Origin of the sequence: Streptomyces rhizoryzae, assembly GCF_023155275.1 — a bacterium.
In the GTDB taxonomy this organism is placed as follows: domain Bacteria; phylum Actinomycetota; class Actinomycetes; order Streptomycetales; family Streptomycetaceae; genus Streptomyces; species Streptomyces rhizoryzae.
Map to the genome: position 1 here is coordinate 1 of NZ_JALMUV010000054.1, position 24,877 is coordinate 24,877.

A 24,877-nucleotide genomic window follows, 5' to 3' on the forward strand; every position below is an offset into this window, starting at 1 on the left:
GGGTGGGGGTGGGGGCGGGGCCTCCACCGGGCGGGCCGGAGGTGCAGCGGGGGACGACGACCGCGGTTGCCCGGGCCTCGGCGTGCGTGCTCCCGGTGCCCGGGATGACCGAACTGCCGACCGTGCCGCGGGACTTCACGGTGACCGCGAACGACGTCGGCCAGGAGTCGGGGGTGCAGGAGGTGAGCGCGGCGCCGTTGCGGCCGGCGTACCAACCGGCGTTGCCGCAGGCCGCGGCGGAGGGGACGCCGCGGCCGTTGAGCAGTTCCACCCAGGCCGCCGGGTCGGCGGTGCCGCCGCGCAGCCCGGCGAGGACGTCCTTGCTCAGGTCGTCGCGGTACCTCTGGGCGGCGGCGAGCGCGGCGGCGTCGGCGGCGGTCTGGGCGCCGTTGCGGACCGCCGCCGCCTGGCCGACGGCGAAGAAGGCCAGCGCGAGGAAGAGCAGGCCCGCGATCGCGACGAGGTAGATCGGCAGGGTCTGCCCGGCGTCACGCCGGCGGGGGCGCGGGGCGGGGAGGGCCGGCACGGGCGGAGCGGCGGGGGCTAGATCCCGACGACGTCGGAGATCTTGTTGGCGATGGCGTTGGCGATCTGGCTGCCGAAGTCGGTGGTCGACAGGACCAGGACGATGGCCACGACCACCGCGATGATGCCGAGGTACTCGATCGAGGTCTGGCCCCGGTCGTTCCGCACGAATCGCTTCGCCATGGTCTTCCCCTCCGTGGGACGCCGTCCCGCTCTGGTCCGGCCGGTGTGCCCCCGTGATGCGCGCGCCGGCGCGCAGGGCACGAGAAAAGTACGCCGGAACGGCCTTCCCGGAACAGGGATTCCGAACCTCGTCCCCCTCCGAAACCACCAACGAGGGAACCGCCGACGGGTTTTGGCCATCGCGCCCCACCTGCTCCACCCCCGCTCCCCCTTCGGCGTCCCCCGGTGTGCCGGCCGCCGCCGCGGCGTCCCCGGGCGGGCGGTCCGGCCGCGGCCCGCACCGGGGTGCGGGGCGGGCGGCCGGCGCCCCCACTGTGGCACAACTCGTTGCGCTTGCGAAGGAGTTGGCCGGAGGCGGATCCGCGGACCGCTGCCATCCGGCCGCCGCGGTGCGGCCGGCGGCCGCACCGGACCGCGCCGCACCGGACCGCGCCGCCGGGGCGGTGGACGGCCACCCGTCCCGGTGGTCCGGGCCGGCGGTCAGTCGCCGGTGAGGGAGCCGAAGTCGGTGCCGGAGCCCAGGAAGAACCCGGCGATGAGCAGGATCATCGTGGCCGGGACCATGAAGGTGGTGACCACCATGGTGGCCTTGGGGACCGCGTGGGCGGCGCGGCGGCGGGCGTTCTGGGCGTCGGTGCGGCGCATGTCGTTGGCGATCTGGATGAGCGTCTCGACGATCGGCGCGCCCAGCTCCTCGCCCTGCTGGAGGGCGGTGACGAACTGCGCGACCTGTTCGGAGTCATTGCGTTTGCGCAGCTCCTCGAAGGCGGCGCGGCGGCTGACGCCCATGTCCATCTGGCGCAGCGTGATGCGGAGTTCGTCCGCCCAGGGGCCCTCGTACTTCTCGGCGACCCGGTCCAGCGCCTGCCGGAAGCCCAGGCCGGCGCTGACCACGACGGCCAGCACGTCGAGAAAGTCCGGAAGAGTGCGTTCGATGGTGTCCTTGCGCTGCCGGATGGCGGCCCAGATGCCGACCTCCGTCCAGAACAGGCCGAACAGCACCATCAGCACCCCGAGCAGCGGCTGCCCCTTGAGGAACATCACCAGCGCGCCGAAGAACCCCAGGCCGCCGTAGACGGCGCGGCGGGCGGCGTAGCGGTCGACGGTGAGCCCGCCGGGGTTGCCGGCCAGGTCGATCCGGCGGCGGACCCGGGCGACCCGCTTCTCGCCCATCAGGCGCAGGACGAGCGGGGCGTAGCGCATCCCGGTGCGGTCCACGGCGGAGCCGACGGCGGTGGTGCGGGTCGCGCCGACCTCCAGGGAGAGGGCGAGGTCGGGCGGGAGCCGGGCCTCGCGGCGGTAGAGCGCGATCCCGCCGCAGATGCCGGCGACCGACAGGGCGAGGGCGAGCGCCAGCAGGATTCCGAGTGCCATCAGGCGGACCTTCTTTCGGGCCGGCGGACGCCTAGACGTCGATCTTGGAGAGCCGGCGGATCAGGAAGAAGCCGAGCGCGTACAGGACGAAGGCCGCCACCACCGCGAGCTGGCCGAGGACCGAGGAGGTCATCCGGTCGATGGCGCCCGGCGCGATGCGGTTCATCAGCAGCAGGGTGCCGACGCCCAGCAGCGGGACGACGTAGGCGGTGACCACGACCTGGGAGAGCTGGGTGCGGACCTCGCGGCGGGTCTCCTTGCGCTCCTCCAGGGTCTTGGTGAGGTTGCGCAGCGAGCCGACGACGGTGCCGCCGGCGCGGTTGGCGAGGACCAGGGTGGTGACCAGGACGACCAGTTCGCGGGAGGGCAGCCGTTCGGCCAGTTCGCCCAGGGCGTCGTCGACGGAGTGGCCGACGGCGAGTTTGTCGGAGACCTTCGCCAGCTCCTCGCCGGCCGGTGCCTCCAGCTCCTCGGCGGCCATCGCGAGCGCGGTGCGCAGGGCGAGGCCGGCCTGGGTCGCGTTGGCCAGGATCCGGGAGAGCTCCGGGAGCTGGTTGATGAACTTCTCGATCCGCTTCTGCCGCTGCCAGGAGAGGAAGGCGAACGCGGCCCACACCGCGACGACCGCGGCGATCGGCCCGAAGAACGGGGCCAGCACCGCCTGCGCCGCCACCCAGAGCACCACGACCGCGGCGACCATGCCGACGAAGAACTCGCCGGGGGTGACGTCCAGGCCGGTGGCGGCCAGCCGCAGCGCGAGCCGGCGGCCGAAGCGGGTGGTGCGTAGGGTGCGGTCGACGGAGGGGAAGCGGCGGCGCCGGCCGCTCACCGGCAGCCCCCGGTCGTCGTCGAGCCGGTCGACGACGGCCTGGCGCTGGGCGCGCCCCGCGGCGTAGGCCCGGGCCCCGGCGACGGCGAGCGCGCCGGCCAGCACGGTCGCGGCGAGGGCGAGCACGGGCAGGGTGGCGTTGCCGCCGGTCATCAGGTGGCCTTCCGGGTGGCGAGTTGGTCGTCGGTGGCCGCCACGCCGAAGGCCGGCGGGGTGGGCTCGCCGGCCATGAAGAGGCGTTCGGCCACCCGGCGGGGCAGCGGGAAGTACCGGAAGGCGCCGTGCACCACCCGGTCGGCGCCCATCGGTTCGGCGGCGAAGCGGCAGACCGTCACGATGCGGTAGTCCTCGTGGCCGCGGGAGTCCAGGAGCGCGATCTCGCTGATCCGGCGGGAGCCGTCGGCGTGCCGGGTGAGCTGGACCAGGCAGTCCACGGCGCTGTTGATCTGGTCCCGCAGCGCCTCGAAGGGGATCGTGACGTCCGCCATGGAGGCGAGCGTCTGGAGGCGCATCAGGGCGTCCTCGGCGCTGTTGGCGTGGACGGTGGCGAGCGAGCCGTCGTGACCGGTGGACATCGCCTGGAGCATGTCGAGGGTCTCGCCGCCGCGGACCTCGCCGACGATGATCCGGTCGGGGCGCATCCGCAGGGAGTTGCGGACCAGGTCGCGGATGGTGATCCGGCCCTTGCCCTCGACGTTGGGCGGGCGGGACTCCAGCCGGATGACGTGGGACTGCTGGAGCTGGAGTTCGGCGGCGTCCTCGACGGTGATGATCCGCTCGCCGTCCGGGATGAGCCCGGACAGGGCGTTCAGCAGCGTGGTCTTGCCGGCGCCGGTGGCGCCGGAGACCACCACGTTGAACTTGGCGCGGACCAGTCCGGCGAGCAGCAGCAGCATCTGCTCGTCGAGGGTGCCGATGCCGATGAGTTCGGCGAGGGTGTAGGCGCGCGGGAAGCGGCGGATGGTCAGCGTGGCGCCGTTCAGGGCCAGCGGCGGGATGATGACGTTGACGCGTTCGCCGGTGGGCAGCCGGGCGTCGACCATCGGGTGGGACTCGTCCACGCGGCGGTTGACGGTCGAGACGATCCGCTCGATGGTCTGCATCAGCTGCTCGTGCGAGGCGAAGCGGACGGGGACCAGTTCGACCCGGCCGTGCCGTTCGACGTAGACCTGGTCGGGGCCGTTGACCATGATCTCGGTGACCGAGGCGTCCTCCAGGAGCGGTTCCAGCACGCCCAGGCCGAGGGCCTCGTCGACCACCCGGCGGATGAGCTGGGCGCGTTCGGCGGTGGACAGGACCGGACCCTCGCGGCTGATGATGTGGCCCAGGACGCGTTCCAGCCGGGAGCGGCGCTCCGCGGCGGTCAGCGCGGACATCTCGGCGAGGTCGATCTCCTCCAGCAGCTTGGCGCGGTAGACGGCGACGAGGTGGCCGTCCTGGCGGCCCTCACCGGCCGGTTCGGGTGCGACGATGCGGGCTTTGAGGCTCATCGCGGGGCTCCGGGGGTTCCTGCGGGGCGGGGCATGGTGGCGCTGCGGCGCGCGGAGCCGAAGTCGGCGCCGGGGACGAGCGAGGGGATCGGCACGGTGGCGGTGGCGGTCGCGGCGGTGCCGGAACCGCCGACGGTGATGACGGCGCGCTCGGCGGCCCAGCCGCTGAGCGCGGCCCGGCCGGCGATGCCCGGGTCGGTCTCCTGGTCGGCGGCGTCCATCGCGGCGGTACGGGCCGCGGCGCGGGCGGCGGTGCCGGCCTGCTGGACGGCGTAGGCGGCCAGGCCCAGCTGGACGGCGGCGAGGGCGACCAGCAGCAGGAGCGGCAGGACTCCGAGGAACTCCAGGGAGGCGGAGCCGCGGTCGCGGGACCGGGGGCGCGGGCGGGCGGCGGGGGTGCGGCGGGTCATCGGTCGGCGGCCTCCTTCGCGGCGCCGGCGCTGCCGGTGACCGTCCACGGGAACGCGCCGGCGCCGGGGAAGAGCACCGGGACCTTGATGCGGACCGTGGCCTTCCACAGGCCGGCCTCGGTGCCGCAGGCGGTGCTGGAGCCGGGGTGCCAGGCGCGCGGGAGCTGGTCCTCGGCGGCGGTGCGGCAGGCGCCGGCGCCGCCGCCGTCGAGGGCGGCCCCGGCCCGCGCGCCCCGGTCGGCGGCGTGCGCGGCCAGCGTGTAGGTGTAGCCGACCAGCACGAACTGCCAGAGCAGCGCGAGCACGCCCAGGATCAGCGGGAGCAGCCCGAGGAACTCGACGGTGACCTGGCCGCGGTCGCGGGGGCGGTGCGGACGGTGGGGGCGGCCGTCCGGTGTCCGGCCGGTCCCGGCGGGTCGCCGCATCGCTCAGCCCTCCTCGTAGCGGCCGGACCCGTCGTACGGGGCGGGGCCGTGGGGGCCGGGCGGAGCGGCGAAGGGGCCGCCGGGGCCCGCGCCGGGCGCCGGACCCGCCGGGCCCTGCCCCTGACCCGGGCCCTGGGCCGGTCCCTGATCCGTCCCGGACCCGGGAGCCGCCCCGGTGGTGAGGGCCTTGCGCCTGCGCCCGGTGAGCATCGGGCGGGCGCGGTGGCCGGCGCGGCCGGGGCGGACGGCCGGGGCGCCGGCCAGGCCCAGTTCGCCGGCGAGCGCCCACAGCGCCTGGCGGACCGTCGAGCGGGCGTCGAGGTCCTGCATCCGGCCCGCGTCGACACAGGGCTGGAGCTCCTTGAAGGCGGCCGGGACCGGGGTCCGGGCGACCTGGGTGCCGGTGGCCCGGGCGACCAGCGCGGGCTGGATCTCGGTGTGCCGGGTGAGGCGGTTGACGACGGTGGTGGTGTCCTCGGCCTTGCGGATCCGCAGCCGGTCCCACAGCCGCACCTGCCGTTTGGCGGCGCGGACGCAGACCACGTCCGGGGTGGTCACCAGCAGGGCCAGGTCGGCGAGTTCGACGGCGGCGGCGTTGGCGGACTGCATCTGCGAGCCGCAGTCGGCGATCACCACGTCGTAGTGGGAGCGCAGCGCGGTGACGATCTGGCGGGCCGCCCGGTCGTCGACCTCCTCGCCGCGTTCGCCCTCCTCGGGCGCGAGCAGCAGCCCCAGGCCGGTGTGGTGGGCGTGCACCGCGTCCTGGAGGACCCGGGGCGAGATGTCCTGGATGCCGGCCAGGTCCACCACCGAGCGGCGGAACTGGACGTCCAGGTACGAGCCGATGTCGCCGGACTGGAGGTCGAGGTCGGCCAGCGCCACCCGGCGGCCCGCGGCCCGGGCGGCGAGCGCCAGCTGGACGGCGGTGACGGTGGTGCCGACTCCGCCCTTGGCGCCGGTGACGGTGACCAGGGTGCCGGTGGCCGCGGGCCGCGCCTCGGGGGTGCCCCCCAGGTGGACCCGCACGCCGGTGGCCCACTGGGCCGCGGCCTGGACCCGGGCGGCCAGTTCGTCGGAGGCCAGGGGGAGGCCGACGATGCCCCGGGCGCCGGCGTCCATCGCGGCGGAGAAGAGCGCGGGCCCGGCGTCGGCGGTGATCAGGACGACGCCGACCGCGGGGAAGCGGAGGGCCACCTCGCGAATCAGCTCCAGGGCCGGGAGCGGGCCGATCCCCTCATGGACCAGGACGACTTCGGGGAGCGCCTGGACGGCGGCGGGCGGTGCGCCGGGGGCGGCCCCGGCGGACGGCGGCGCGGCCCCGGCCGGTCCGGCGGCCCCGGTCAGCGCGGCCAGCAGGGCGGTGGAGTCGGCGGCGGCGGGCGCCGCTTCGGCGTCCGGCAGCCGGTCGAGCAGCGCGGCCAGGGCCCGGGCGGCGTCCGGGTCGCCGACCGCGGGCAGGATGCGGATGGTCACCTGGGCCTCCGGGTCACTTGTCGCCGTCGAGGGTGTAGGTGCGCTCGCCGGGCGGGACGGTGGCCTCGGTGCCGGGGGCGAGCAGGGCGAGCCGCACGTGCGAGGCGAAGGACTCGGCGTAGGCGACGCGCTGGGCGTCCTGGGTCTCCAGCGCGAAGGTGATCGGGACGGCCTGGCCGGGCTGCCGGCTGGTGGCGGTGGTGCTGCCGGGGTCCTTGGCCTCCAGGGGGGTGAGCTTGCCGACGTCGATGACCTGGGCGCCGGCCACGATGACCTTGGAGACCGGCTTGTCCTCGGGGCGGCGGCCGTCGAAGGTGGCGTAGATGTTCACCCGCGCCCCGGGGTTGATCTTGCCGGCCACACCGGTCGCGGCATCGATCATGATGGCGATCTCCTGCTGGCCGGGCTTGAGCGCGGGCCGGTCGACGATCATGTCGTCCTGGAGCAGCGAGCCCTTCTTCAGCGGCGTCACCGCGATCTTGCCGCTGACCTTGTCCAGGTCGGTGACGGCGGTGGGCGGCAGCCACCGCTGCGGAATCCTCACCTCTTCGAACTGCCCGGGATCCAGCGCTTTATAGGCGGTGACATCCGTCTTGAGCCGGTACGCGGTCCGTTCCGGGCCGACCTGCGACTCGACGTTCCTGATCACCGCCAGCACGCCGAGGAACGCGCCGACCGCGCACAGGACGGACAGGAGCAGCAGGATCACTCCGCGGCGCTGGCGTGAGTTCATGTGCGGGGGACCTCGATCGGGACGGGAGCGGGGCGGTCGGGGCGGGCGGCGTCAGCGCACGTGCGCCACCGTCCGCACGCCGCCGGGGACGGTGCACAGGCCGGGGTGGTCGGGGCGGCCGGGCAGCCCGCGCCCGGCGGGCGGCTGCGGACCGGCCGCGCGCGGCACCGCCCCGGTCCGCAACTCCGGGCCGCGGACGTCCGGTTGGCCGGGCAGGCCGCGGACGGGACGGGGGGCGGCCGGCCGGCCCGGTACGCCGGTGAGGCCCGCGGTCCCGGGGACGCCGGCCGGCGCCACCGGGGACAGGCCGCGCTGCCGCAGCGGTGCGCCGGCCGGGCCGGTGGCGGGCGGCGGCGCGGGGGCCGGTGCGGGGGCCGGGGCCGGGGGCAGGAGTCCGGGGGCGGCGGGCGCCGGCACCGCGGCCGACGCCCCGGCTATGGCGGCCGGTTCCCGCCCCGCGCCGCCGCCCGCCCGGTCCCTGGCCAGCGGCGCCGCGCAGAACGCGCAGCGGTCGCCGAGGACGTCCTCGCCGCACCAGCCGCACCGCTCCCGCCGGACGGAGGCCACCAGACGGCTCAGCAGCGCCGGGTCGGGGATGGCGGCGGCGAACTCGATCAGCTTCTGGGTGCCCCACCAGCGGGCGGACTCGCCCGGCAGGCGCGCCTCGTAGACACCCTGCACCTGCCAGGCGGGGGCCAGCGCGGAGGTGACCCAGTCGGCGGTGAGCTGGCCGCGGGCGACCGCGAGCTGAGTGGCGAAGCCGGGCGGGCGGAGGCCGGCGTGCGCGGTGTGCCGGTCGACGTGCAGCAGCTGCGGCTGCGGGGCGGCGAGCACCGCGAAGTGGGCGCCGGGCAGCCAGGACTTCAGGTGCGAGCGCAGGTCCACCTGGACCCGGTCCAGCCCGCTGACGCTGCCCAGCAGCGCACCGGCGTGGACGTAGTGCGCCAGCAGCCGGGCGGCGCAGGCCAGGACGCCGGGGCTGAAGCCGCACAGCGACAACTGCCGCAGCTGGCGGGCGAGTACGGCGACACCGAGCGGCGGCAGCGGGCTCGGCAGGACGGCGATCCGGTCGCTCTCCAGGACGGCGCGCAGGGTGTGCAGCCGCCGGACGTGTTCGGGCGGGCAGGCGGAGGAGTACAGGACGACGAGGTGGCCGTGGTGCTCCAGGACCGCGCTGGTCTCGGCCAGCGCCTCGTCCAGCGGCGCCCGGTGCGGGGCCGCGAGGCAGACCGCGGCGGGAGTGTGCCGGTCGGTCGCGGGCAGCGCGAGGTCCGGGCTGGTGACGGCAATCGCGGTCGGCACGTCGCTCCCCCACTCCTTCCGGCCTCCGGGGCTCCCGGGACCGCGGATCGGCACAGCTCTGCGCCATCGGCGCCATACGCTCAGCACTTTATCCACAGAGATACGTCCCGGAGAACACGTTCTGGGCTACTCGTCTCGACCACCGCCCGAACGGGAAACCCCGCCCGCCGCCCCGGCCGCCCTCCGGTGAACACCCGCTCCCGTTCGGCCCCTTGACACGGGATATTGGTCTGGACCACCTTGTAACGGCTGGCCCAGGGGCCCCTGAGCGCACCCGGCACCACTCCCCCCACTCCCCCACACGGAGGCAGTCGTGGTTCGCGCACATCCGATACGAGGGATCCGGTCCGGTCTGGCCGCCGCCCTGCTGGCGTCGGCCGCCCTGGCCGCCGCGGGTCCGGCCGGCACCGCCGCGGCGGCCGGCCCGGCACACCGCCCGCCGTCGGCGGCGGCCCGCCCCGCGGCCGTCCCCCGCCACGCCCTGACCGGCTACTGGCAGAATTTCAGCAACGGCGCCACGGTGCAGAAGCTCAGGGACGTCGACGACGCCTACGACATCATCGCGGTGGCGTTCGCCGACGCGGCCGGGAAACCGGGCGCGGTCACCTTCACCCTCGACCCGGCCCTCGGCTACGGGTCGGTGGCCGACTTCACGGCCGACATCAAGGCCAAGCAGGCGGCCGGGAAGTCGGTGGTGGTCTCGGTCGGCGGCGAGCGGGGCGCGGTGTCCGTCGGCGACGCCGCCTCCGCGCAGAACTTCGCCGAGTCGGTCGGCGCCCTCATGGACGAGTACGGCTTCGACGGCGTGGACATCGACCTGGAGAACGGCCTCAACTCCACCTACATGATCCAGGCGTTGAAGGCCCTGCACGGCACGCACCCGGACGTGGTGGTGACCATGGCGCCGCAGACCCTCGACATGCAGTCGCCGCAGAGCGAGTACTTCAGGACCGCGCTGGGCATCAAGGACTTCCTGACCGCGGTCAACACGCAGTTCTACAACAGCGGTTCGATGAACGGCTGCGACGGCAAGGTCTACGCCCAGGGCACGGTGGACTTCCTCACCGCGCTCGCCTGCACCCAGCTGGAGGGCGGGCTCGACCCGTCGCAGGTCGGCCTGGGTGTCCCGGCCTCGCCCCGCGCGGCGGGCGGCGGCTACGTCTCCCCGGCCGTGGTCGACGCGGCGCTGGACTGCCTGACCGCGGGCCGCGGCTGCGGTGCGTTCACCCCGCCCCGCACGTATCCGGGGCTGCGGGGCGCGATGACCTGGTCAACGAACTGGGACGCCGCGAACGGCGGGGCGTTCGCCCATGAGGTGGGCGGCCACGTGCACCAGCTGCCGTAGCCGCCGGTCCGGGCCGGGTCCCGCGCGGCGCCTCGCGCGGGACCCGGCCCGGGTGCTCAGCGGCGGACGCCGGACGGCTTGGGCAGGGTGCAGCCCGCGGCGTTCAGGTCGAGCTTGTTGCCGGTGCCGAAGCACTTGGGGATGGTGTAGGTCTCCTCGGCGTAGTTGGTGCCCTGGTGGACGGTGACGTTGCCGCTGTCGTCCACCTCGCAGGGGTTGTTGACGGTGCACCGCTCACCGTCCTCGTTGCCGGTGTTGTTGATCGCGGTGACCTTGCCGGTGGCGTTGTCGACGACCGGCGAGCCGGAGGTGCCGCCGATCGTCTTGCACTCCGGGGTGTAGCGGACCGAGTCCTTCCAGGTCCAGTCGCCCTCCTTGAGGGTGGGCACGAACCCGTCGATGCTGCACGTGTAGGTCTTCTTCCAGTAGCCGGAGACCACGGTGATCCCGGCGCCCTTGGCCGGGTGGTCGGTGGACAGCTCCAGCGGCTTGATGCCGTACTTCTGCTGGATCTGGGCGTAGGTCGAACCGGTCTGGTACAGCGTCACGTCGGTGTCGGTCATCGTGGCGTAGACGACCTTGGTGGCGCGGATCTGCCCGAGGCTGCCGGCGGTCCCGGACAGGACGGTGAAGCTCCGGCTGGAGGGCTGGCCGACTATCACCTCGCCCGGCGACGGCATCCCGCTCTCCAGGCAGTGGCCGTTGGTCATCACCAGCGCCGGGTCGTTCGGCTGCGAGGTGGGCATCTTGACGATCGATCCCGAGCAGTTGCTCAGCGCCACGGTGCCGGCGAAGCCGACGGCCTTGGTCCGCGGCGGCGCGGGCGTGTGCGCGGCGGCTCCGGCCGGTGCGGCGCCCGCCGGGGTGGCGGCGGTCACCAGGGCGGCGGCTCCCAGGACGGCGGTGGCCAGGGTGCCGACGAGAGGTCGGGTCATGTGGGGGGTTCCTCTCCGCTTCGAGTACGGAGCCGACGCGGCGTCAGCCTGCCGCCGTGCTCCGGATCGGTCGTGCGCATTGTTCGCCGGGACCGCGCCCGGAGGCAATGAAGTTGCCGGAAACGATGAGAAGTTGAGGCGGCGGGCGCACGGACGCGGGGCGCGGCCGCATCGGTGATCCCTACCCCGTACCGCCCCGCCGCGCACCTTGACCTGACCTCGCCTTGACCGGCCCATGCCAACGCTCGAAGACTGGCGGGGTCGCTTCGCCTCACACCCCCAGGAGACCGCATGCGACCACGTCCGCGCGGCGTCCGCACCACCGTCCTCGCCGCGGCCCTCACCCTGGCCCTCGCCGCCCCGTTCGCCGCCCGGGCGCAGGACCCGCCGGCCGGGGCCGCGGACACCGGCGAACGCCCGCACCAGTACGAGGTGTCCGGCCTCGCCACCCCCGCCGCCCGCACCGCGCTGGCCGCGACCGGCGCCTCGGTCGACGAGGTGCACGGCCGCACCGCGGTCGTCACCGCGGACCGCCGGCAACTCGCCCTGCTCCGCACGCTCGGCCACCCGGTCACCCGCCTGCCCGACCCGCCGGGGGCCGCTGCCGCCGCCCCCGGCGCCACGGGTTTCCCGGCCGGCTACACCAAGTACCACACCTACGCACAGGCGATGAGCGCCATCGACGCCCTGGTCGCCCGGTACCCGTCCCTGCTGACCAAGACAGTCATCGGGAAGTCGCACGAGGGCCGGGACCTCATCGCCCTCAAGCTCAGCGGCAACGCGGCCCGCGACAAGACCGGGCCGGAAGTCCTCTTCACCGCGCACCAGCACGCCCGGGAGCACCTCACGGTGGAGATGGCGCTCTACCTCCTGACCGAATTCACCGGGAAGTACGGCACCGACCCGCGCATCACCGAACTCCTGGACTCCCGCGAGATCTGGGTCATCCCCGACCTCAACCCGGACGGCGGCGCCTACGACATCGCCTCCGGGGCGTTCCGCAACTGGCGCAAGAACCGCCAGCCCAACGCCGGTTCGACCGCGGTCGGCACCGATCTCAACCGCAACTGGGAATACGAGTGGGGCTGCTGCGGCGGCTCGTCGGGGTCGCCGTCCGGGGAGACCTACCGCGGCCCGGCGGCGGCCTCCTCGCCCGAGGTGCGGGCGGTCGAGAACTTCGTCCGCTCCCGGGTGGTCGGCGGAAAGCAGCAGATCACGGCCGCCATCGACTTCCACACCTACGGTGAACTGGTGCTGTGGCCCTTCGGGTTCACCAACGATCCGACCGGTCCCGGCATGACCCGGGACGACCACGACGCGTTCGCCGCGGTCGGCCGGAAGATGGCCGCGAGCAACGGCTACACGCCCGAGCAGTCCAGCGAGCTGTACCTCACCGACGGGTCGATCGACGACTGGCTGTGGGGCGACCAGAAGATCTTCGCGTACACCTTCGAGATGTATCCGTCGTCGTCCGGCGCGGGCGGCTTCTACCCGAAGGACACGGTGATCCCGCGGGAAACGGCGCGCAACCGCGAGGCGGTGCTCCAGCTGCTGGAGAACGCCGACTGCATGTACCGCTCGATCGGCAAGGAAGGCACGTACTGCACGACCCGGTGAACCCGGCCGCATGCGCGGCCGGGCGGCGGGCCCCGGGGCCGGCGGCGGCCCCGGGGCGGGCCGGGTCCGCGGCGCGGCAGCGTCCTAGACGACCAGGCTGACCGCGCCCGCCACCGCGAACCCGGCGACCGAGAGCACCGATTCCAGCACCGTCCAGGACTTCAGGGTGTCCCGCTCGGAGATCCCGAAGTACTTGGCGACCATCCAGAACCCGCCGTCGTTCACATGCGACGCGAAGATCGAACCGGCCGAGATCGCCATGATGACCAGCGCCAGCTGCGCCTGGGTGAGCCCCTGCGCCTCCACCAGCGGCAGCACGATCCCGGCGGTGGTCACGATCGCCACCGTCGCCGAGCCCTGCGCCACCCGCAGCACCAGCGCGAGCAGGTAGGCCAGCACGATCACCGGCAGCCCGACGTGGTGGAAGGTGTTCGACAGCGCGGTGGCCACCCCGCTGCCCTTGAGGACCGCACCGAAGATCCCGCCCGCGCCGACCACCAGCAGGATGTTGCCGACCGGCTTGAGGGAGGCGGTGGAGACCCGCTCCAGGGACGCCCGGGACCAGCCGCGGCGCACACCCAGCAGGTAGTACGCCAGCAGCAGCGCCACCGTCAGGGCCGTGAAGGGGTGCCCGAGGAACTCGATGACCGAGCGGCCGGTGGACGGCGCCAGCGCGATCGAGGAGAAGGTGGCCAGCAGGATCAGCACCAGCGGCGTGCCGATGACGGCGAGGACGGTGCCCGGCGCGACCGGCTGCTCCGGGGCGCCCGTCCCGCCCACGGTCCGCTCGGCGGCGACCGCGGCCCGGGCCTCCTCCGCGGCCTCGGCCATGTCCTGCGGGACGGGGACGAACAGGCGCTTGCCGATCCAGGCGGCGTACCCCCAGGCGGCCAGCACCGCGGGGATCCCGCACACCGCGCCCATCAGGATGATCCAGCCGAGGTCGACGCCGAACAGCCCGGCCGCGGCCACCGGGCCCGGGTGCGGTGGCAGGAAGGCGTGGGTCATGGAGAGGCCGGCCAGCAGCGGCATGGCGTAGAGCAGCACCGACCGGCCGCTCCTGCGGGCGGCGGCGTAGACGAGCGGCGCCAGGACGAAGATGCCGACGTCGAAGAAGACCGGGATGCCGAAGAGCACGCCGGTCAGCCCCATCGCCAGCGGGGCGCGGCGCTCGCCGAAGAGGGCCAGCAGCCGGGCGCTGAGCACCTCGGCGCCGCCGGAGACCTCCAGGATCGCGCCGAGCATGGTGCCCAGTCCGATGATGATGGCGACATGGCCGAGGATGCCGCCCATCCCGCTCTCGATCAGGGAGACCGCGTCGGACTTCTGGACCGTGCCGAAGAGTTCGGTGACCGACAGGCCGGCGGCCAGCCCGACCGCGAGGGAGACGCCGAGCAGGGCGACGAAGGGCTGGAGCCTGACCTTCATGATCAGGAAGAGCAGCAGGGCGATGCCGAGGGCGGCGACGGTCAGCAGGCCGGGGGTGCCGGGTATCAGGGCGAGCAGTCCGCCGGTGTGCGGCGGCGGTGGCGCGGCGGGGGCCGCGGCGGCGGGGACCATGGGTGACTCCGTTGTCGCAGGGGTCCGGGCAAGGGGGGACCGCGGCACGGCGCCCCGGACGTGCGGGGCGCCGTGCCGTGCGGCGGGCGGTGCGCCGAGCGGCGCACCAACGACAGGTGTGGCAAGGGGAGTTGATGCCTCAGCTCAGGACGGCGAGCGCGTCGATCTCGATGAGCAGGCCCTTGGGCAGGCCGACGTAGACCGTGGTCCGGGCGGCGGGCGGCGCGGTGAGGCCCTGCTCCTCGAAGTACTGGTTGTAGATCTCGTTCATCTCGGCGAAGTGGTCGGTGTCGGTGAGGTAGACGCGCATCATCATCACGTCGTCCCAGGTCGCACCGCCCTCTTCGAGGATGGCCCGGACGTTGGCGAAGGTCTGGAGGGTCTGCTCGCGCAGCGTCGGGCCGGCGGGCGTGGGCGGCTGGCCCTCGACGGCGGGCAGGAAGCCGACCTGGCCGGCGACCTGGAGGATGTTGCCCTTCTTGACGCCGTGCGAGAACTTCGCGGGCGGGGTGGTGTGGGTGGCCGGGGTGAGGGCGGTCTTCTCGCTCATGTCTGTCCTTCGGACGGGTTTCACGGGGCCGGCTCGTGGCCGGGGCTTGCGGTGCCGGACAGCTCCCGGCTGATGGCGTCGGCGGTACGGCGCACCAGCGGAAGCAGGCCGAGGAGTTCCTCGGCGGTGACGACGACGTTGGGCGCGGAGACCGACATCGCGGCCACCACCCGCCCGTCCGCGCCCCGGACGGGGGCGGCGACGCAGTTGATGGACTCCTCGTGGCCGCCGAGGTCGGCGGCCCAGCCCTGTTCGCGCACGGTGGCCAGCTCGGCCAGGAAGGCCGCGGCGTCGGGCGTCGAACGGGAGGTGTAGCGGGGGTAGTCGAGCTTGCCGGCCAGGGCGCGGCGCTCGGGCTCGGGGAGGTCGGCCAGGAGCAGCTTGGCGACCGCGGCGACGGTGATCGCCACCGGCTTGCCGATCCGGGAGTACATCCGGACCGGATAGCGGCTGTCGACCTTGTCGATGTAGAGGACCTCGTTCTCCTCGTGGACGGCGAGGTGGACGGTGTGGCCGCACCGCTCGTTGAGCTCGACGAGGTGGGGGTGGGCGATACCGCGGACGTCGAGGTTCTCGACGGCTTCCTGGGCGAGGGCGAAGAGGCGGGCGCCGAGGCGGTAGCGCTGGTCGGGCTGGCGGTGGACCAGGCCGTGCGCGTGCAGGGTGCGCAGCAGCCGCAGCGCGGTGGACTTGTGCACACCGAGCCGGTCGGCGACCTGCCCGAGGTCGGCCGGTCCCCCGGCGAGCAGCGGCAGGATGCTCAGCGCGCGGTCGACGGTCTGGCTCATGACTGGGGTACCTCCTGGTCCGCGGCCTCCCGGGCGTCCGTCCAGCCGGGGCCGAGGTGCAGTGTCCCCCAGGCGGTGTCGTCGAGCGCGGCCAGGCGGTCGGCCAGTGCCCGGGCGGGCGGGGCGGCGAGGTCGCCGGGGACGGTGAGGGCGGCGGCGGCCCAGAGGTGGCCGTACCGGACCCGGGTGCGCAGCGGCGCGCCGCGCAGGGTGGCGGAGAGGAAGCCGGCGGCGAAGGCGTCGCCGGCACCGACCGCGGCGACCACCTCGACGGCGGGGGCGGGGACGAGCGTGCCGGCGGACTCCTCGTCCCGGCCCGGGCTGCCGGGGGCGTGCCGGAAGACCCGCGCGCCGGCCCGGCCGAGCTTGACGACCAGGGTCTCCGGCTCGGGCAGGGCGGCGCGGACGGCCCGGGGGTCGGGCAGCCCCCAGGCGGCCCGGGCCTCGTCGGCACCGACGAAGACCAGGTCGGCGGTGCGGGCCAGGTCGAGCAGGACCCGCGGGCCGCGGCCGCCGGTCCACAGGTGGGGGCGGTAGTTGACGTCGAAGGAGACCAGCGGGCGGCCGGGGCGCAGCGGGGTGCCGCCGATGGTGCCGGGGCCGGTGCCGGTGCCGGGTGCCGGGCGGGCCATGGCGGCGCGCAGCAGGCCGAGGCAGTCCTCGGAGAGCGCGGCGGTGATGCCGGAGAGGTGCAGGACCCGGCCGGTGCGCAGGGCGGCCAGGTCCACGGTGCCGGGGGCCATCGCGGAGGCGGCGGAACCGGCGCGGTAGTAGGCCACTTCGTGGGCGGCGGTGGCGCGGTCGCCGGCGGTGCGGAAGTAGATGCCGGTGGGGCGGGCGGGGTCGCGGCGGACCGCGCGGGTGTCCACGCCGTGGCCGGCGATCTCCCGGAGGAGGTGGTCGCCGAACCCGTCGGCGCCGACCCGGGAGACCCAGCGGGTGGCGTGGCCGGCCCGGGCGAGGGCGCAGGCGACGTTGGACTCCGCGCCGCCGATGGCCCGTTCGAAGGCGGGGACGTCGGCGAGCGGCCCGGGGACGGTGGGCAGGAAGGTGACCATGGACTCGCCGAGGCAGACGACATCGACGTCCGGGGCGGCGGCCGCCGGGGCGGGGGTGTCACCGGCGTTCGAGGTCGTGGTCACGATCGGGTGCGCTCCTTCGCGGTGCCGCCGGGCGGGGGCCGTACCGGACCGCGGGCGGCCGTGCCCGGCCGTCGCGGTGCCGCCGCACCGGCCGCAGCGGGGGCGTTCCCCTGCGTCGGAGCCGCCGTTTTCCGCCATTGACCGGGCGATGGCCCGGATGTTAGACAGCTCTCGGCGATATGCGCAACGAGTGTTGCAGAGAATGCAACGCGATCTTCGAGGAGGCTCCATGGCCGGCGAGCGGCTCGCGCGGGAACTCAAGAACCTCGCGGACGACACTGTCGATCACCGCTTCAAGGCACTGCCCCCGGACGCGGCCGGACACACCGTCGGCGCACTGGCCGCCGAGCGCCGCAACCTCTTCACCGGCGGCTTCACCACCCCCGTCCTGGCCCTCTCGGCCGAGTCGCTGGAACACAACCTCGCCCTCCTGGAGACCTACGCCGCCCGGCACGGCCTGGCCTTCGCCCCGCACGGCAAGACCTCGATGGCCCCGCAGCTCTTCGCCCGCCAACTGGCGCACGGCGCCTGGGGCATCACCGCGGCCGTCCCCCACCAGGCGCGCGTCTACCGGGACTTCGGCATCCAGCGGATCTTCCTGGCCAACGAGGTGGTGGACGCCGCCGCGCTGCGCTGGCTGGCCGGCGAACTCGCCGCCGACCCGGACTTCCGCTGCATCGTCTACGTCGACTCGCTGCGCGGCATCGAGCTGATGGACGCCGCGCTGCGCGCCGCCGAGGCCACCCGTCCCCTGGACGTCGTCATCGAACTGGCCGCCGGTGACAACGCCCGGACCGGCGCGCGCACCGAGGCCGAGTGCCGGGAACTGGCCGACGCCGTCGCGGGCGCGGACACCCTGCGCCTGGTGGGCGTCGCCGGCTACGAGGGCGAGGTGCCCGACGCCGACCACGGGAAGGTCACCGCGTGGCTGCGCCGGCTGGTCGCGCTCGCCACCGCCCTGGACGCCGCCGGGCGCTTCGCCGACCTGGACGAGATCGTGGTCAGCGCCGGCGGCAGCGCGTGGTTCGACGCGGTCGCCGAGGTCTTCGCGGAGCTGCCCGCGCTCTCCGCGCCGGTGCTGAAACTGCTGCGCTCGGGCGCCTACGTCTCGCACGACGACGGGCACTACCGCCGCCGCACGCCCTTCAACCGCGTCCCGGAGGAGGGGGAGCTGCGGCCCGCCTTCCGGCTGTGGGCGCAGGTCGTCTCCCGGCCCACGCCCACCCAGGCGTTCCTCAACGCCGGCAAGCGGGACGCCGCCTACGACCTCGACCTGCCGCAGGCGCTGACCGTGCGCTCCGGCCGGGACGGCACCTCGCGCCCGGCGGCCGGGATCACCGTCACCGGCCTGTCCGACCAGCACGCCTGGCTGCGCACCGAGCACGCCGGGGACGTCGAGGTCGGCGACTGGGTCGCGCTGGGGCTGTCGCATCCCTGCACCTCCTTCGACAAGTGGCAGCTGATCCCGGTGGCCGAGGAGGACGGGACGGTCGTCGACTTCCTCCGCACGTTCTTCTGATACCCGCGCCGGGGGCCCCGGCCGCCCCGTGCACCCCTGACGCCTCCCTGACCGGCCCCCGGCCCCGACCCCGACCGCCGGCCCCGGCCGGCTCCGGGACATCCCCGACCCGATCCCGTAGGGGAACGGCGGGGCCCGCGCGGCCGGGCCCGTGCCGCGGCGCCGGACCGCGCCCCGCCCGCCCTTTCGCCCCGGCCCCGCCGGGCCGGACCCGGAAAGGCCGCCCATGAGCAAGCACCCGGCCACGGACACCGTGTTCCGCGACGTTCGCGTCGTCGACGGCTCCGGCGGCCCGTCCTACCGCGCCGACGTGGCCCTGTCCGGCGGCCGGATCGCCCGCATCCACCGGCCGTCCGACGGCGGCCCGCGCCCCGGCGCCGCCCGCACCGTGGACGCCGCCGGCCTCGCCCTGGCCCCCGGCTTCATCGACATGCACGCGCACAGCGACCTGGCGCTGCTGCGCGACCCCGAGCACACCGCCAAGGCCGCCCAGGGCGTCACCCTCGAAGTCCTCGGCCAGGACGGCCTGTCCTACGCCCCGGTGGACGACCGCACCCTGGCCGCGGTCCGCACCCAGATCGCCGGCTGGAACGGCGGCGGCCCGGACGACGCCTCCGTCGACTTCACCTGGCGCACCGTCGGCGGCTACCTCGACCGCCTCGACCACGGCTTCGGCGGCGAGGGCATCGCCGTCAACGCCGCCTACCTCGTCCCCCAGGGCACCGTCCGGATGCTGGCCGCCGGCTGGGACGACCGCCCGGCCACCGGCCCCGAACTGGACCGGATGCGGCAGCTGGTCGCCGAGGGCCTCCAGCAGGGCGCGGTCGGTCTGTCCTCCGGCCTCACCTACACCCCCGGCATGTACGCCACCACCGCCGAACTCACCGCACTGTGCCGGGTGGTGGCCCGCTACGAGGGCTACTACTGCCCGCACCACCGCTCCTACGGGGCCGGCGCGCTCGCGGCCTACCAGGAGATGATCGCCGTCGCCCGCGCGGCCGGCTGCGCGCTGCACCTCGCCCACGCCACCATGAACTTCGGCGTCAACGAGGGCCGCGCCCCCGAACTGCTGGCCCTCCTGGACGCGGCCCTGGACGAGGGCGCCGACCTCACCCTGGACACCTATCCGTACACCCCGGGCTGCACCACGCTGGCGGCGATGCTGCCCAGCTGGGCGAGCGAGGGCGGCCCGGAGGCGATCCTCGCCCGGCTGGCCGACGACACCGCGGCCGAGGCGATCCGGTACGCCCTGGAGACCGAGGGCTCCGACGGCTGCCACGGCGTCCCCATCGACTGGGACACCATCGAGATCTCCGGCGTCACCGACCCCGCGCTGGCCGGCCTGGTCGGCAAGACCCTCGCCCGCAGCGCCGCCGAGCGCGGCGAGACCCCCTGGCGGACCGCCCGCGGCCTGCTGCTCGCCGACCGGCTGGGCCCGACGATCCTCCAGCACGTCGGCCACGAGGACAACGTCCGGCGGATCATGCGCCACCGGGCCCACACCGGCGGCAGCGACGGCATCCTCCAGGGCGTCAAACCCCACCCCCGGGCGTACGGGACGTTCCCCGCCTACCTGGGCACCTATGTCCGCGAGCTGGGCGTGCTCTCCCTGGAGGAGTGCGTGGCGCACCTGACCTCGCGGCCCGCGGCCCGGCTGCGGCTGCCCGACCGCGGGCTGGTCCGCGAGGGCTACCGCGCCGACCTGGTCCTCTTCGACCCGGAGACGGTCGCGCCGGGCGCCACCTTCGAGACGCCCCGCACCCTGCCCACCGGCATCCCGCACGTCCTGATCGACGGCCGCTTCGTCATCGAGGACGGCCGCCGCACCGCCGTCCTGGCGGGCGGCGCGGTCCGCCGTACCCCCGGCCGGCACGGCTGAACCCGGCCGACCACCGCGGAATCCGCACCCGCTCCATCCGTCACATACCGTGCCCAAGGCGGCACCGTCCGCCCCCCACGTGGCGAAAACCACCCGGCGGGTAGCCACCCGCGCCCGTAGAGTGGCCGTCATGCAGGTGATCCAGTCAACGAAGCTCGCCAACGTCTGCTACGAAATCCGCGGCCCGGTCCTCGAAGAGGCCATGCGGCTGGAGGCGGCGGGTCACCGTATCCTCAGGCTGAACACCGGCAACCCGGCCGCCTTCGGCTTCGAGTGCCCCCCGGAGATCCTGGAGGACATCCTCCGCTCGGTCGGCACCGCACACGGCTACGGCGATGCCAAGGGCCTGCTGTCGGCCCGCCGCGCGGTGGTGCAGCACTACGAGACCAAGGGCGTCGAGCTCACCGTGGACGACGTCTATCTGGGCAACGGCGTCTCCGAGCTCATCCAGATGTCCATGCAGGCGCTGCTGGACGACGGCGACGAGGTGCTCGTCCCCGCGCCCGACTACCCGCTGTGGACGGCGTCGGTCTCGCTCTCCGGCGGCACCGCGGTGCACTACCGCTGCGACGAGCAGGCGGACTGGATGCCGGACCTCGCCGACATCGAGCGGAAGATCACCGACCGCACCAAGGCCATCGTCGTCATCAACCCCAACAACCCCACCGGCGCGGTCTACGACGACGAGCTGCTGCGCGGTATCGCCGAGCTGGCCCGCCGGCACAACCTCATCGTCTGCGCCGACGAGATCTACGACAAGATCCTCTACGACGGGGTCACCCACACCCCGTTCGCCGCGATCGCCCCGGACCTGCTGACGCTGACCTTCAACGGCCTGTCCAAGGCGTACCGCGTGGCCGGCTACCGCAGCGGCTGGCTCGCGGTCTGCGGCCCCAAGGCGCACGCCGCCTCGTACATCGAGGGCCTGACCATCCTGGCGAACATGCGGCTGTGCGCCAACATGCCGGTGCAGCACGCCGTCGCCACCGCCCTCGGCGGCCGGCAGTCCATCAACGACCTGGTGCTCCCCGGCGGCCGGCTCCTGGAGCAGCGGGACGCCGCCTACGACCTGCTGACCCGGATACCGGGCGTCAGCTGCGTCAAGCCGAAGGGCGCGCTCTACGCCTTCCCCCGGCTGGACCCGAAGGTGTACAAGATCAAGGACGACCGGCAGATGGTGCTGGACCTGCTGCGCGCCGAGAAGATCATGATCGTCCACGGCACCGGTTTCAACTGGCCCGAGCCGGACCACTTCCGCCTGGTCACCCTGCCCAGCAAGGACGACCTCACGGACGCGGTCACCCGCATCGGCGCCTTCCTCGAAGGCTACGGACAGTACTGAACCGACCCCGCCCTATACCGACCACAACTTTAGACACGGTCTAAGCTAGGATGGCCTCCTAGACGTTTTCAGGAGGCCGTCCCATGTACGAACCGATCCGCACCAAGTCGGTCCACACCATGGCCGTCGCCCCGGGGGTTCCGCAGCGCTCCCGCGAGGAGGAGCTGGACATCCGGCTCGCCGGGCAGCTGACCGCCCTGCTCACCGTCACCGACGAGCTGCACGCCCTGACGGAGTGCGGCGCCGGCCGCGCGGCCCTGGCCGGGGCGGCCGACCGCATCGCGGCCGAGGTCGCGCGCCTCGGCGGCCACCACCCGCTCCGCGCCGAGCCCACCGGCGGCGGCGACCCGTCGCGGATACCTGCCCTCCGCCAGCGCGCCCGCACCCTGGCCGGCAACGCCCTGGCCGTCGCCACCACCCGCGACGACGCCTCGGCCATCACCCTCATCGAGGACCAGCTGGCGCTGCACGACGCAGCCGACCTCGCCACCGCCTGACGGGCCCCGGGCCCCGCGGCCCGCGCCCCCGCGCCAACGGCGAACCCCCGCGGCGGGGAGGCCGACCCCGGGGGCCGGCCTCCCCGCCGCGGGGGCACAGGAGGTCAGCCGAGCCGCCGCACCAGCGCCCGGTACTCCTCCCACAGCTCCTCCGGCGTGTGCTCCCCGAAGGTGTTCAGGTGCTCGGGGATGAGCGCCGCCTCCTCCCGCCAGATGTCCTTGTCGACGGTGAGCAGGAATTCCAGGTCGGCGTCGGAGAGTTCCAGCCCCTCCGTGTCCAGCGCCTCCTTGGTGGGCAGCACGCCGATCGGGGTCTCGACGCCCTCGGCGGTGCCGTCCAGCCGCTCGACGATCCACTTCAGGACCCGGCTGTTCTCGCCGAAGCCCGGCCACACGAAGCGGCCCGCGTCGTCCTTGCGGAACCAGTTGACGTAGTAGATCTTGGGCAGCTTGCCCTGGTCCTTGTCGGCCCCGACCTTGATCCAGTGCGCCATGTAGTCGCCCATGTTGTAGCCGCAGAACGGCAGCATGGCGAACGGGTCGCGGCGCAGCTCACCGACCTTGCCCTCGGCCGCGGCGGTCTTCTCGGACGCCACGTTGGCACCGAGGAAGACGCCGTGCTGCCAGCTCAGCGACTCGGTCACCAGCGGCACCGCGCTGGCCCGGCGGCCGCCGAAGAGGATGGCCGAGATCGGCACGCCCTTGGGGTCCTCCCACTCCGGCGCGATGGTCGGGCACTGGGCGGCGGGCACGGTGAAGCGCGCGTTGGGGTGTGCGGCCGGCACACCGGACTGCGGCGTCCAGTCGTTGCCCTTCCAGTCCGTGAGGTGCGCCGGGGTCTCCTCCGTCATGCCCTCCCACCACACGTCGCCGTCGTCGGTGAGCGCGACGTTGGTGAAGACGGAGTTGCCCCAGAGGGTCTTCATGGCGTTGGCGTTGGTGTGCTCGCCGGTGCCGGGCGCGACGCCGAAGAACCCGGCCTCGGGGTTGATCGCGTAGAGCCGGCCGTCCTCGCCGAAGCGCATCCAGGCGATGTCGTCGCCGATGGTCTCGACCGTCCAGCCCGGGATCGTCGGCTCCAGCATGGCCAGGTTGGTCTTGCCGCAGGCGCTCGGGAACGCCGCCGCGACGTACTTGGCCTCGCCCTGCGGCGGGGTCAGCTTGAGCACGAGCATGTGCTCGGCGAGCCAGCCCTCGTCGCGGGCCATGACGGAGGCGATGCGCAGCGCGTAGCACTTCTTGCCGAGCAGGGCGTTGCCGCCGTAGCCGGAGCCGAAGGACCAGATCTCCCGGGACTCGGGGAAGTGCGAGATGTACTTGGTGGAGTTGCACGGCCACGGCACGTCCTGCTCGCCCTCGGCGAGCGGGGCGCCCAGGGTGTGCACGGCCTTGACGAAGAAGCCGTCCTCGCCCAGCTCGTCGAGGACCGCCTGGCCCATCCGCGTCATGGTGCGCATCGACACCGCGACGTAGGCGGAGTCGGTGATCTCCACGCCGATCGCGGAGAGCGGGGAGCCCAGCGGGCCCATGCAGAACGGGACGACGTACATCGTCCGGCCCTTCATCGACCCCCGGAAGATGCCCTGCTCACCGGCGAAGATCTCCCGCATCTCGGCGGGGGCCTTCCAGTGGTTGGTCGGTCCGGCGTCCGCTTCCTTCTCGGAGCAGATGAAGGTGCGGTCCTCCACGCGCGCCACGTCGGAGGGGTCGGACGCGGCGTAGTACGAGTTGGGGCGCTTGATCGGGTCGAGCTTCTTGAAGGTGCCCTTTGCGACGAGCTCTTCGCACAGACGCTCGTACTCCGCCTCCGAACCGTCACACCAGACGACGCGGTCGGGCTGGGTGAGGGCCGCTATGTCGTCGACCCACGTGCGCAGGTCCTGGTGCCGGGTGGGGACGGGAGAGGGAGCCGCGTTGTCGCGCGCCACGATCGCTCCTAGTTGAGGGGTTTGGTCGGCTTTCCGCTCATAAGGCAAGAAAACCGCTTCTTTTGCTTATCTGCCCCTTGGGGGCTGCGACCCGGATGCTTCGTGACCGCTCATCCGGTGCCGACCGCACTCATTTGATCATCCGACCCCGATTCGGTTCTGTCCAGGGGGCACCGTGGTGACCGTCACCACTTCCGGACGAACCTGTAACTTACGGTTGCGTAGGTAGCATTGCGCCATGACTTCCGCGCCTGACGCCGCCGAAAGCCGCCCCCCCTCCGCGCCGTCCAGGACCGATTCCGGCTCGGGGGTGGCCGCCGCGGTCGCCGCCGCTGCCGCGCCGCTCAAACCGAAGCTGCGCGGCTGGCTGCACGCGGGGATGTTCCCCGCCGTGCTGCTCTCCGGCGTCCTGCTGACCGCGCTCGCCGACAGCCCCCGCGGCCGCCTGGCCTGTGCGATCTACACCCTCAGCGCCTGCCTGCTGTTCGGCGTCAGCGCCCTTTACCACCGCGGGAATTGGAGCCCGCGGATCGGTGGCGTGCTGCGCCGGCTCGACCACGCCAACATCTTCCTGATCATCGCGGGCACCTATACGCCGCTGACGCTGCTGCTGGTGCCGGGCACCCGCGGACAGGTGCTGCTGTGGGCGGTGTGGGCGGCCGCGCTGGCGGGCATCGCCTTCCGCGTCTTCTGGGTCGGCGCCCCGCGCTGGCTCTACACCCCGTGCTACATCGCGATGGGCTGGGCCGCCGTCTTCTTCCTGCCCGACTTCCTGCGCACCGGCGGCATCGCCGTCCTCGTCCTCGTCATCGTCGGCGGGCTGCTCTACAGCGCGGGCGCCATCGTCTACGGCATCAAGCGCCCCAATCCGTCACCGCGGTGGTTCGGCTTCCATGAGGTCTTCCACTCCTTCACCCTTGCCGCCTTCGTCGTGCACTACGTCGGCATCTCGCTGGTCGCGTATACGCATCGCTGAGCCGGGCCGGATCGGGGCGGCCGGCCCGTCCGGTCTCCCGGCCGGCCTCTCCTGC

23 protein-coding genes are annotated in these 24,877 nt (G+C 73.9%); 7 read left to right on the forward strand and 16 right to left on the reverse strand.

Annotated elements, in window-relative coordinates:
- The 10 genes from MUU72_RS30700 to MUU72_RS30745 all read right to left on the reverse strand — a co-directional run.
- The coding region (locus tag MUU72_RS30700; RefSeq protein ID WP_248016702.1) for a pilus assembly protein TadG-related protein at positions 1–526 on the reverse strand (526 nt) is incomplete at its 3' end.
- A 17-nt stretch (positions 527–543) separates the two neighbouring features.
- The gene (locus tag MUU72_RS30705; RefSeq protein WP_248016703.1) at positions 544–708 is read right to left on the reverse strand and encodes a Flp family type IVb pilin; all 165 of its coding nucleotides are present in this window, start codon (positions 706–708) and stop codon (positions 544–546) included.
- A 480-nt stretch (positions 709–1,188) separates the two neighbouring features.
- On the reverse strand, positions 1,189–2,082 hold the full coding sequence (locus MUU72_RS30710) for a DUF5936 domain-containing protein (protein ID WP_248016704.1): 894 nt from the start codon (positions 2,080–2,082) through the stop codon (positions 1,189–1,191).
- 31 nt (positions 2,083–2,113) lie between these two features.
- Entirely contained in the window at positions 2,114–3,064 is a 951-nt protein-coding gene (locus MUU72_RS30715) for a type II secretion system F family protein (RefSeq protein WP_248016705.1), read from the reverse strand.
- On the reverse strand, positions 3,064–4,401 hold the full coding sequence (locus tag MUU72_RS30720) for a TadA family conjugal transfer-associated ATPase (protein WP_248016706.1): 1,338 nt from the start codon (positions 4,399–4,401) through the stop codon (positions 3,064–3,066). The genes MUU72_RS30715 and MUU72_RS30720 overlap by 1 nt, the downstream gene beginning before the upstream one ends.
- Entirely contained in the window at positions 4,398–4,811 is a 414-nt protein-coding gene (locus MUU72_RS30725; RefSeq protein ID WP_248016707.1) for a TadE/TadG family type IV pilus assembly protein, read from the reverse strand. The genes MUU72_RS30720 and MUU72_RS30725 overlap by 4 nt, the downstream gene beginning before the upstream one ends.
- Positions 4,808–5,236 carry a TadE/TadG family type IV pilus assembly protein gene (locus MUU72_RS30730; protein ID WP_248016708.1) on the reverse strand — a complete coding sequence of 143 codons (429 nt, stop codon included), beginning with the start codon at positions 5,234–5,236 and terminating at the stop codon, positions 4,808–4,810. The genes MUU72_RS30725 and MUU72_RS30730 overlap by 4 nt, the downstream gene beginning before the upstream one ends.
- A 3-nt stretch (positions 5,237–5,239) precedes the next feature.
- On the reverse strand, positions 5,240–6,709 hold the full coding sequence (locus MUU72_RS30735; protein WP_248016709.1) for a CpaE/TadZ family protein: 1,470 nt from the start codon (positions 6,707–6,709) through the stop codon (positions 5,240–5,242).
- A 13-nt stretch (positions 6,710–6,722) separates the two neighbouring features.
- Complete coding sequence (gene cpaB, locus MUU72_RS30740; protein ID WP_248016710.1) at positions 6,723–7,442, reverse strand: Flp pilus assembly protein CpaB; 720 nt, start codon at positions 7,440–7,442, stop codon at positions 6,723–6,725.
- Between the two features lie 51 nt (positions 7,443–7,493).
- Positions 7,494–8,744: a hypothetical protein gene (locus MUU72_RS30745; RefSeq protein WP_248016711.1), complete on the reverse strand. Its 1,251-nt coding sequence runs from the start codon at positions 8,742–8,744 to the stop codon at positions 7,494–7,496.
- Between the two features lie 313 nt (positions 8,745–9,057).
- Here MUU72_RS30745 and MUU72_RS30750 point away from each other — a divergent pair, with 313 nt between their 5' ends.
- On the forward strand, positions 9,058–10,089 hold the full coding sequence (locus MUU72_RS30750; RefSeq protein WP_248016712.1) for a chitinase: 1,032 nt from the start codon (positions 9,058–9,060) through the stop codon (positions 10,087–10,089).
- A gap of 56 nt (positions 10,090–10,145) precedes the next feature.
- Here the strand turns inward: MUU72_RS30750 and MUU72_RS30755 are convergent, their stop codons facing one another.
- A complete protein-coding gene (locus tag MUU72_RS30755; protein WP_248016713.1) occupies positions 10,146–11,024 on the reverse strand; it encodes a S1 family peptidase in 879 nt (292 codons plus the stop codon).
- Between the two features lie 291 nt (positions 11,025–11,315).
- Between MUU72_RS30755 and MUU72_RS30760 the strand changes: the two genes are divergently transcribed.
- A complete protein-coding gene (locus MUU72_RS30760; protein WP_248016714.1) occupies positions 11,316–12,641 on the forward strand; it encodes a M14 family metallopeptidase in 1,326 nt (441 codons plus the stop codon).
- A gap of 84 nt (positions 12,642–12,725) precedes the next feature.
- On the opposite strand, the gene MUU72_RS30765 is transcribed toward MUU72_RS30760, so the two are convergent.
- From MUU72_RS30765 to MUU72_RS30780, 4 genes are all read right to left on the reverse strand, one after another.
- Entirely contained in the window at positions 12,726–14,201 is a 1,476-nt protein-coding gene (locus MUU72_RS30765; RefSeq protein WP_248016715.1) for a GntP family permease, read from the reverse strand.
- A gap of 139 nt (positions 14,202–14,340) precedes the next feature.
- Positions 14,341–14,751 carry a RidA family protein gene (locus tag MUU72_RS30770; RefSeq protein ID WP_248016716.1) on the reverse strand — a complete coding sequence of 137 codons (411 nt, stop codon included), beginning with the start codon at positions 14,749–14,751 and terminating at the stop codon, positions 14,341–14,343.
- Positions 14,752–14,771: 20 nt separating this feature from the next.
- Positions 14,772–15,539, reverse strand: coding sequence for an IclR family transcriptional regulator (locus tag MUU72_RS30775; RefSeq protein WP_248016717.1), 768 nt, complete (start codon positions 15,537–15,539; stop codon positions 14,772–14,774).
- Positions 15,536–16,681, reverse strand: a complete 1,146-nt coding sequence (locus MUU72_RS30780; RefSeq protein WP_308403899.1) for a sugar kinase — start codon at positions 16,679–16,681, stop codon at positions 15,536–15,538. The genes MUU72_RS30775 and MUU72_RS30780 overlap by 4 nt, the downstream gene beginning before the upstream one ends.
- 229 nt (positions 16,682–16,910) lie before the next feature.
- On the opposite strand from MUU72_RS30780, the gene MUU72_RS30785 reads away from it, so the two are divergent.
- The 4 genes from MUU72_RS30785 to MUU72_RS30800 all read left to right on the forward strand — a co-directional run bounded on the left by MUU72_RS30785 (position 16,911) and on the right by MUU72_RS30800 (position 21,918).
- Positions 16,911–18,200 carry an amino acid deaminase gene (locus MUU72_RS30785; RefSeq protein WP_248016718.1) on the forward strand — a complete coding sequence of 430 codons (1,290 nt, stop codon included), beginning with the start codon at positions 16,911–16,913 and terminating at the stop codon, positions 18,198–18,200.
- Between the two features lie 226 nt (positions 18,201–18,426).
- Positions 18,427–20,079 carry an N-acyl-D-amino-acid deacylase family protein gene (locus MUU72_RS30790; RefSeq protein ID WP_248016719.1) on the forward strand — a complete coding sequence of 551 codons (1,653 nt, stop codon included), beginning with the start codon at positions 18,427–18,429 and terminating at the stop codon, positions 20,077–20,079.
- 130 nt (positions 20,080–20,209) lie between these two features.
- Positions 20,210–21,421: a pyridoxal phosphate-dependent aminotransferase gene (locus MUU72_RS30795; protein WP_248016720.1), complete on the forward strand. Its 1,212-nt coding sequence runs from the start codon at positions 20,210–20,212 to the stop codon at positions 21,419–21,421.
- Between the two features lie 83 nt (positions 21,422–21,504).
- A complete protein-coding gene (locus MUU72_RS30800; protein ID WP_248016721.1) occupies positions 21,505–21,918 on the forward strand; it encodes an SCO4983 family protein in 414 nt (137 codons plus the stop codon).
- Positions 21,919–22,022: 104 nt separating this feature from the next.
- Here the strand turns inward: MUU72_RS30800 and MUU72_RS30805 are convergent, their stop codons facing one another.
- The gene (locus MUU72_RS30805) at positions 22,023–23,846 is read right to left on the reverse strand and encodes a phosphoenolpyruvate carboxykinase (GTP) (protein WP_248016722.1); all 1,824 of its coding nucleotides are present in this window, start codon (positions 23,844–23,846) and stop codon (positions 22,023–22,025) included.
- 238 nt (positions 23,847–24,084) lie between these two features.
- Between MUU72_RS30805 and trhA the strand changes: the two genes are divergently transcribed.
- Positions 24,085–24,822, forward strand: coding sequence for a PAQR family membrane homeostasis protein TrhA (trhA, locus tag MUU72_RS30810; protein ID WP_248016723.1), 738 nt, complete (start codon positions 24,085–24,087; stop codon positions 24,820–24,822).
- Positions 24,823–24,877: the final 55 nt, after the last annotated feature.

Bases quoted from the DNA above. Each gene is read 5' to 3' on its own strand.
- MUU72_RS30705 (WP_248016703.1), bottom strand. From the start codon at position 708: ATGGCGAAGCGATTCGTGCGGAACGACCGGGGCCAGACCTCGATCGAG.
- MUU72_RS30710 (WP_248016704.1), bottom strand. From the start codon at position 2,082: ATGGCACTCGGAATCCTGCTGGCGCTCGCCCTCGCCCTGTCGGTCGCC.
- MUU72_RS30715 (WP_248016705.1), bottom strand. From the start codon at position 3,064: ATGACCGGCGGCAACGCCACCCTGCCCGTGCTCGCCCTCGCCGCGACC.
- MUU72_RS30720 (WP_248016706.1), bottom strand. From the start codon at position 4,401: ATGAGCCTCAAAGCCCGCATCGTCGCACCCGAACCGGCCGGTGAGGGC.
- MUU72_RS30725 (WP_248016707.1), bottom strand. From the start codon at position 4,811: ATGACCCGCCGCACCCCCGCCGCCCGCCCGCGCCCCCGGTCCCGCGAC.
- MUU72_RS30730 (WP_248016708.1), bottom strand. From the start codon at position 5,236: ATGCGGCGACCCGCCGGGACCGGCCGGACACCGGACGGCCGCCCCCAC.
- cpaB (WP_248016710.1), bottom strand. From the start codon at position 7,442: ATGAACTCACGCCAGCGCCGCGGAGTGATCCTGCTGCTCCTGTCCGTC.
- MUU72_RS30755 (WP_248016713.1), bottom strand. From the start codon at position 11,024: ATGACCCGACCTCTCGTCGGCACCCTGGCCACCGCCGTCCTGGGAGCC.
- MUU72_RS30760 (WP_248016714.1), top strand. From the start codon at position 11,316: ATGCGACCACGTCCGCGCGGCGTCCGCACCACCGTCCTCGCCGCGGCC.
- MUU72_RS30765 (WP_248016715.1), bottom strand. From the start codon at position 14,201: ATGGTCCCCGCCGCCGCGGCCCCCGCCGCGCCACCGCCGCCGCACACC.
- MUU72_RS30770 (WP_248016716.1), bottom strand. From the start codon at position 14,751: ATGAGCGAGAAGACCGCCCTCACCCCGGCCACCCACACCACCCCGCCC.
- MUU72_RS30775 (WP_248016717.1), bottom strand. From the start codon at position 15,539: ATGAGCCAGACCGTCGACCGCGCGCTGAGCATCCTGCCGCTGCTCGCC.
- MUU72_RS30785 (WP_248016718.1), top strand. From the start codon at position 16,911: ATGGCCGGCGAGCGGCTCGCGCGGGAACTCAAGAACCTCGCGGACGAC.
- MUU72_RS30790 (WP_248016719.1), top strand. From the start codon at position 18,427: ATGAGCAAGCACCCGGCCACGGACACCGTGTTCCGCGACGTTCGCGTC.
- MUU72_RS30795 (WP_248016720.1), top strand. From the start codon at position 20,210: ATGCAGGTGATCCAGTCAACGAAGCTCGCCAACGTCTGCTACGAAATC.
- MUU72_RS30800 (WP_248016721.1), top strand. From the start codon at position 21,505: ATGTACGAACCGATCCGCACCAAGTCGGTCCACACCATGGCCGTCGCC.
- trhA (WP_248016723.1), top strand. From the start codon at position 24,085: ATGACTTCCGCGCCTGACGCCGCCGAAAGCCGCCCCCCCTCCGCGCCG.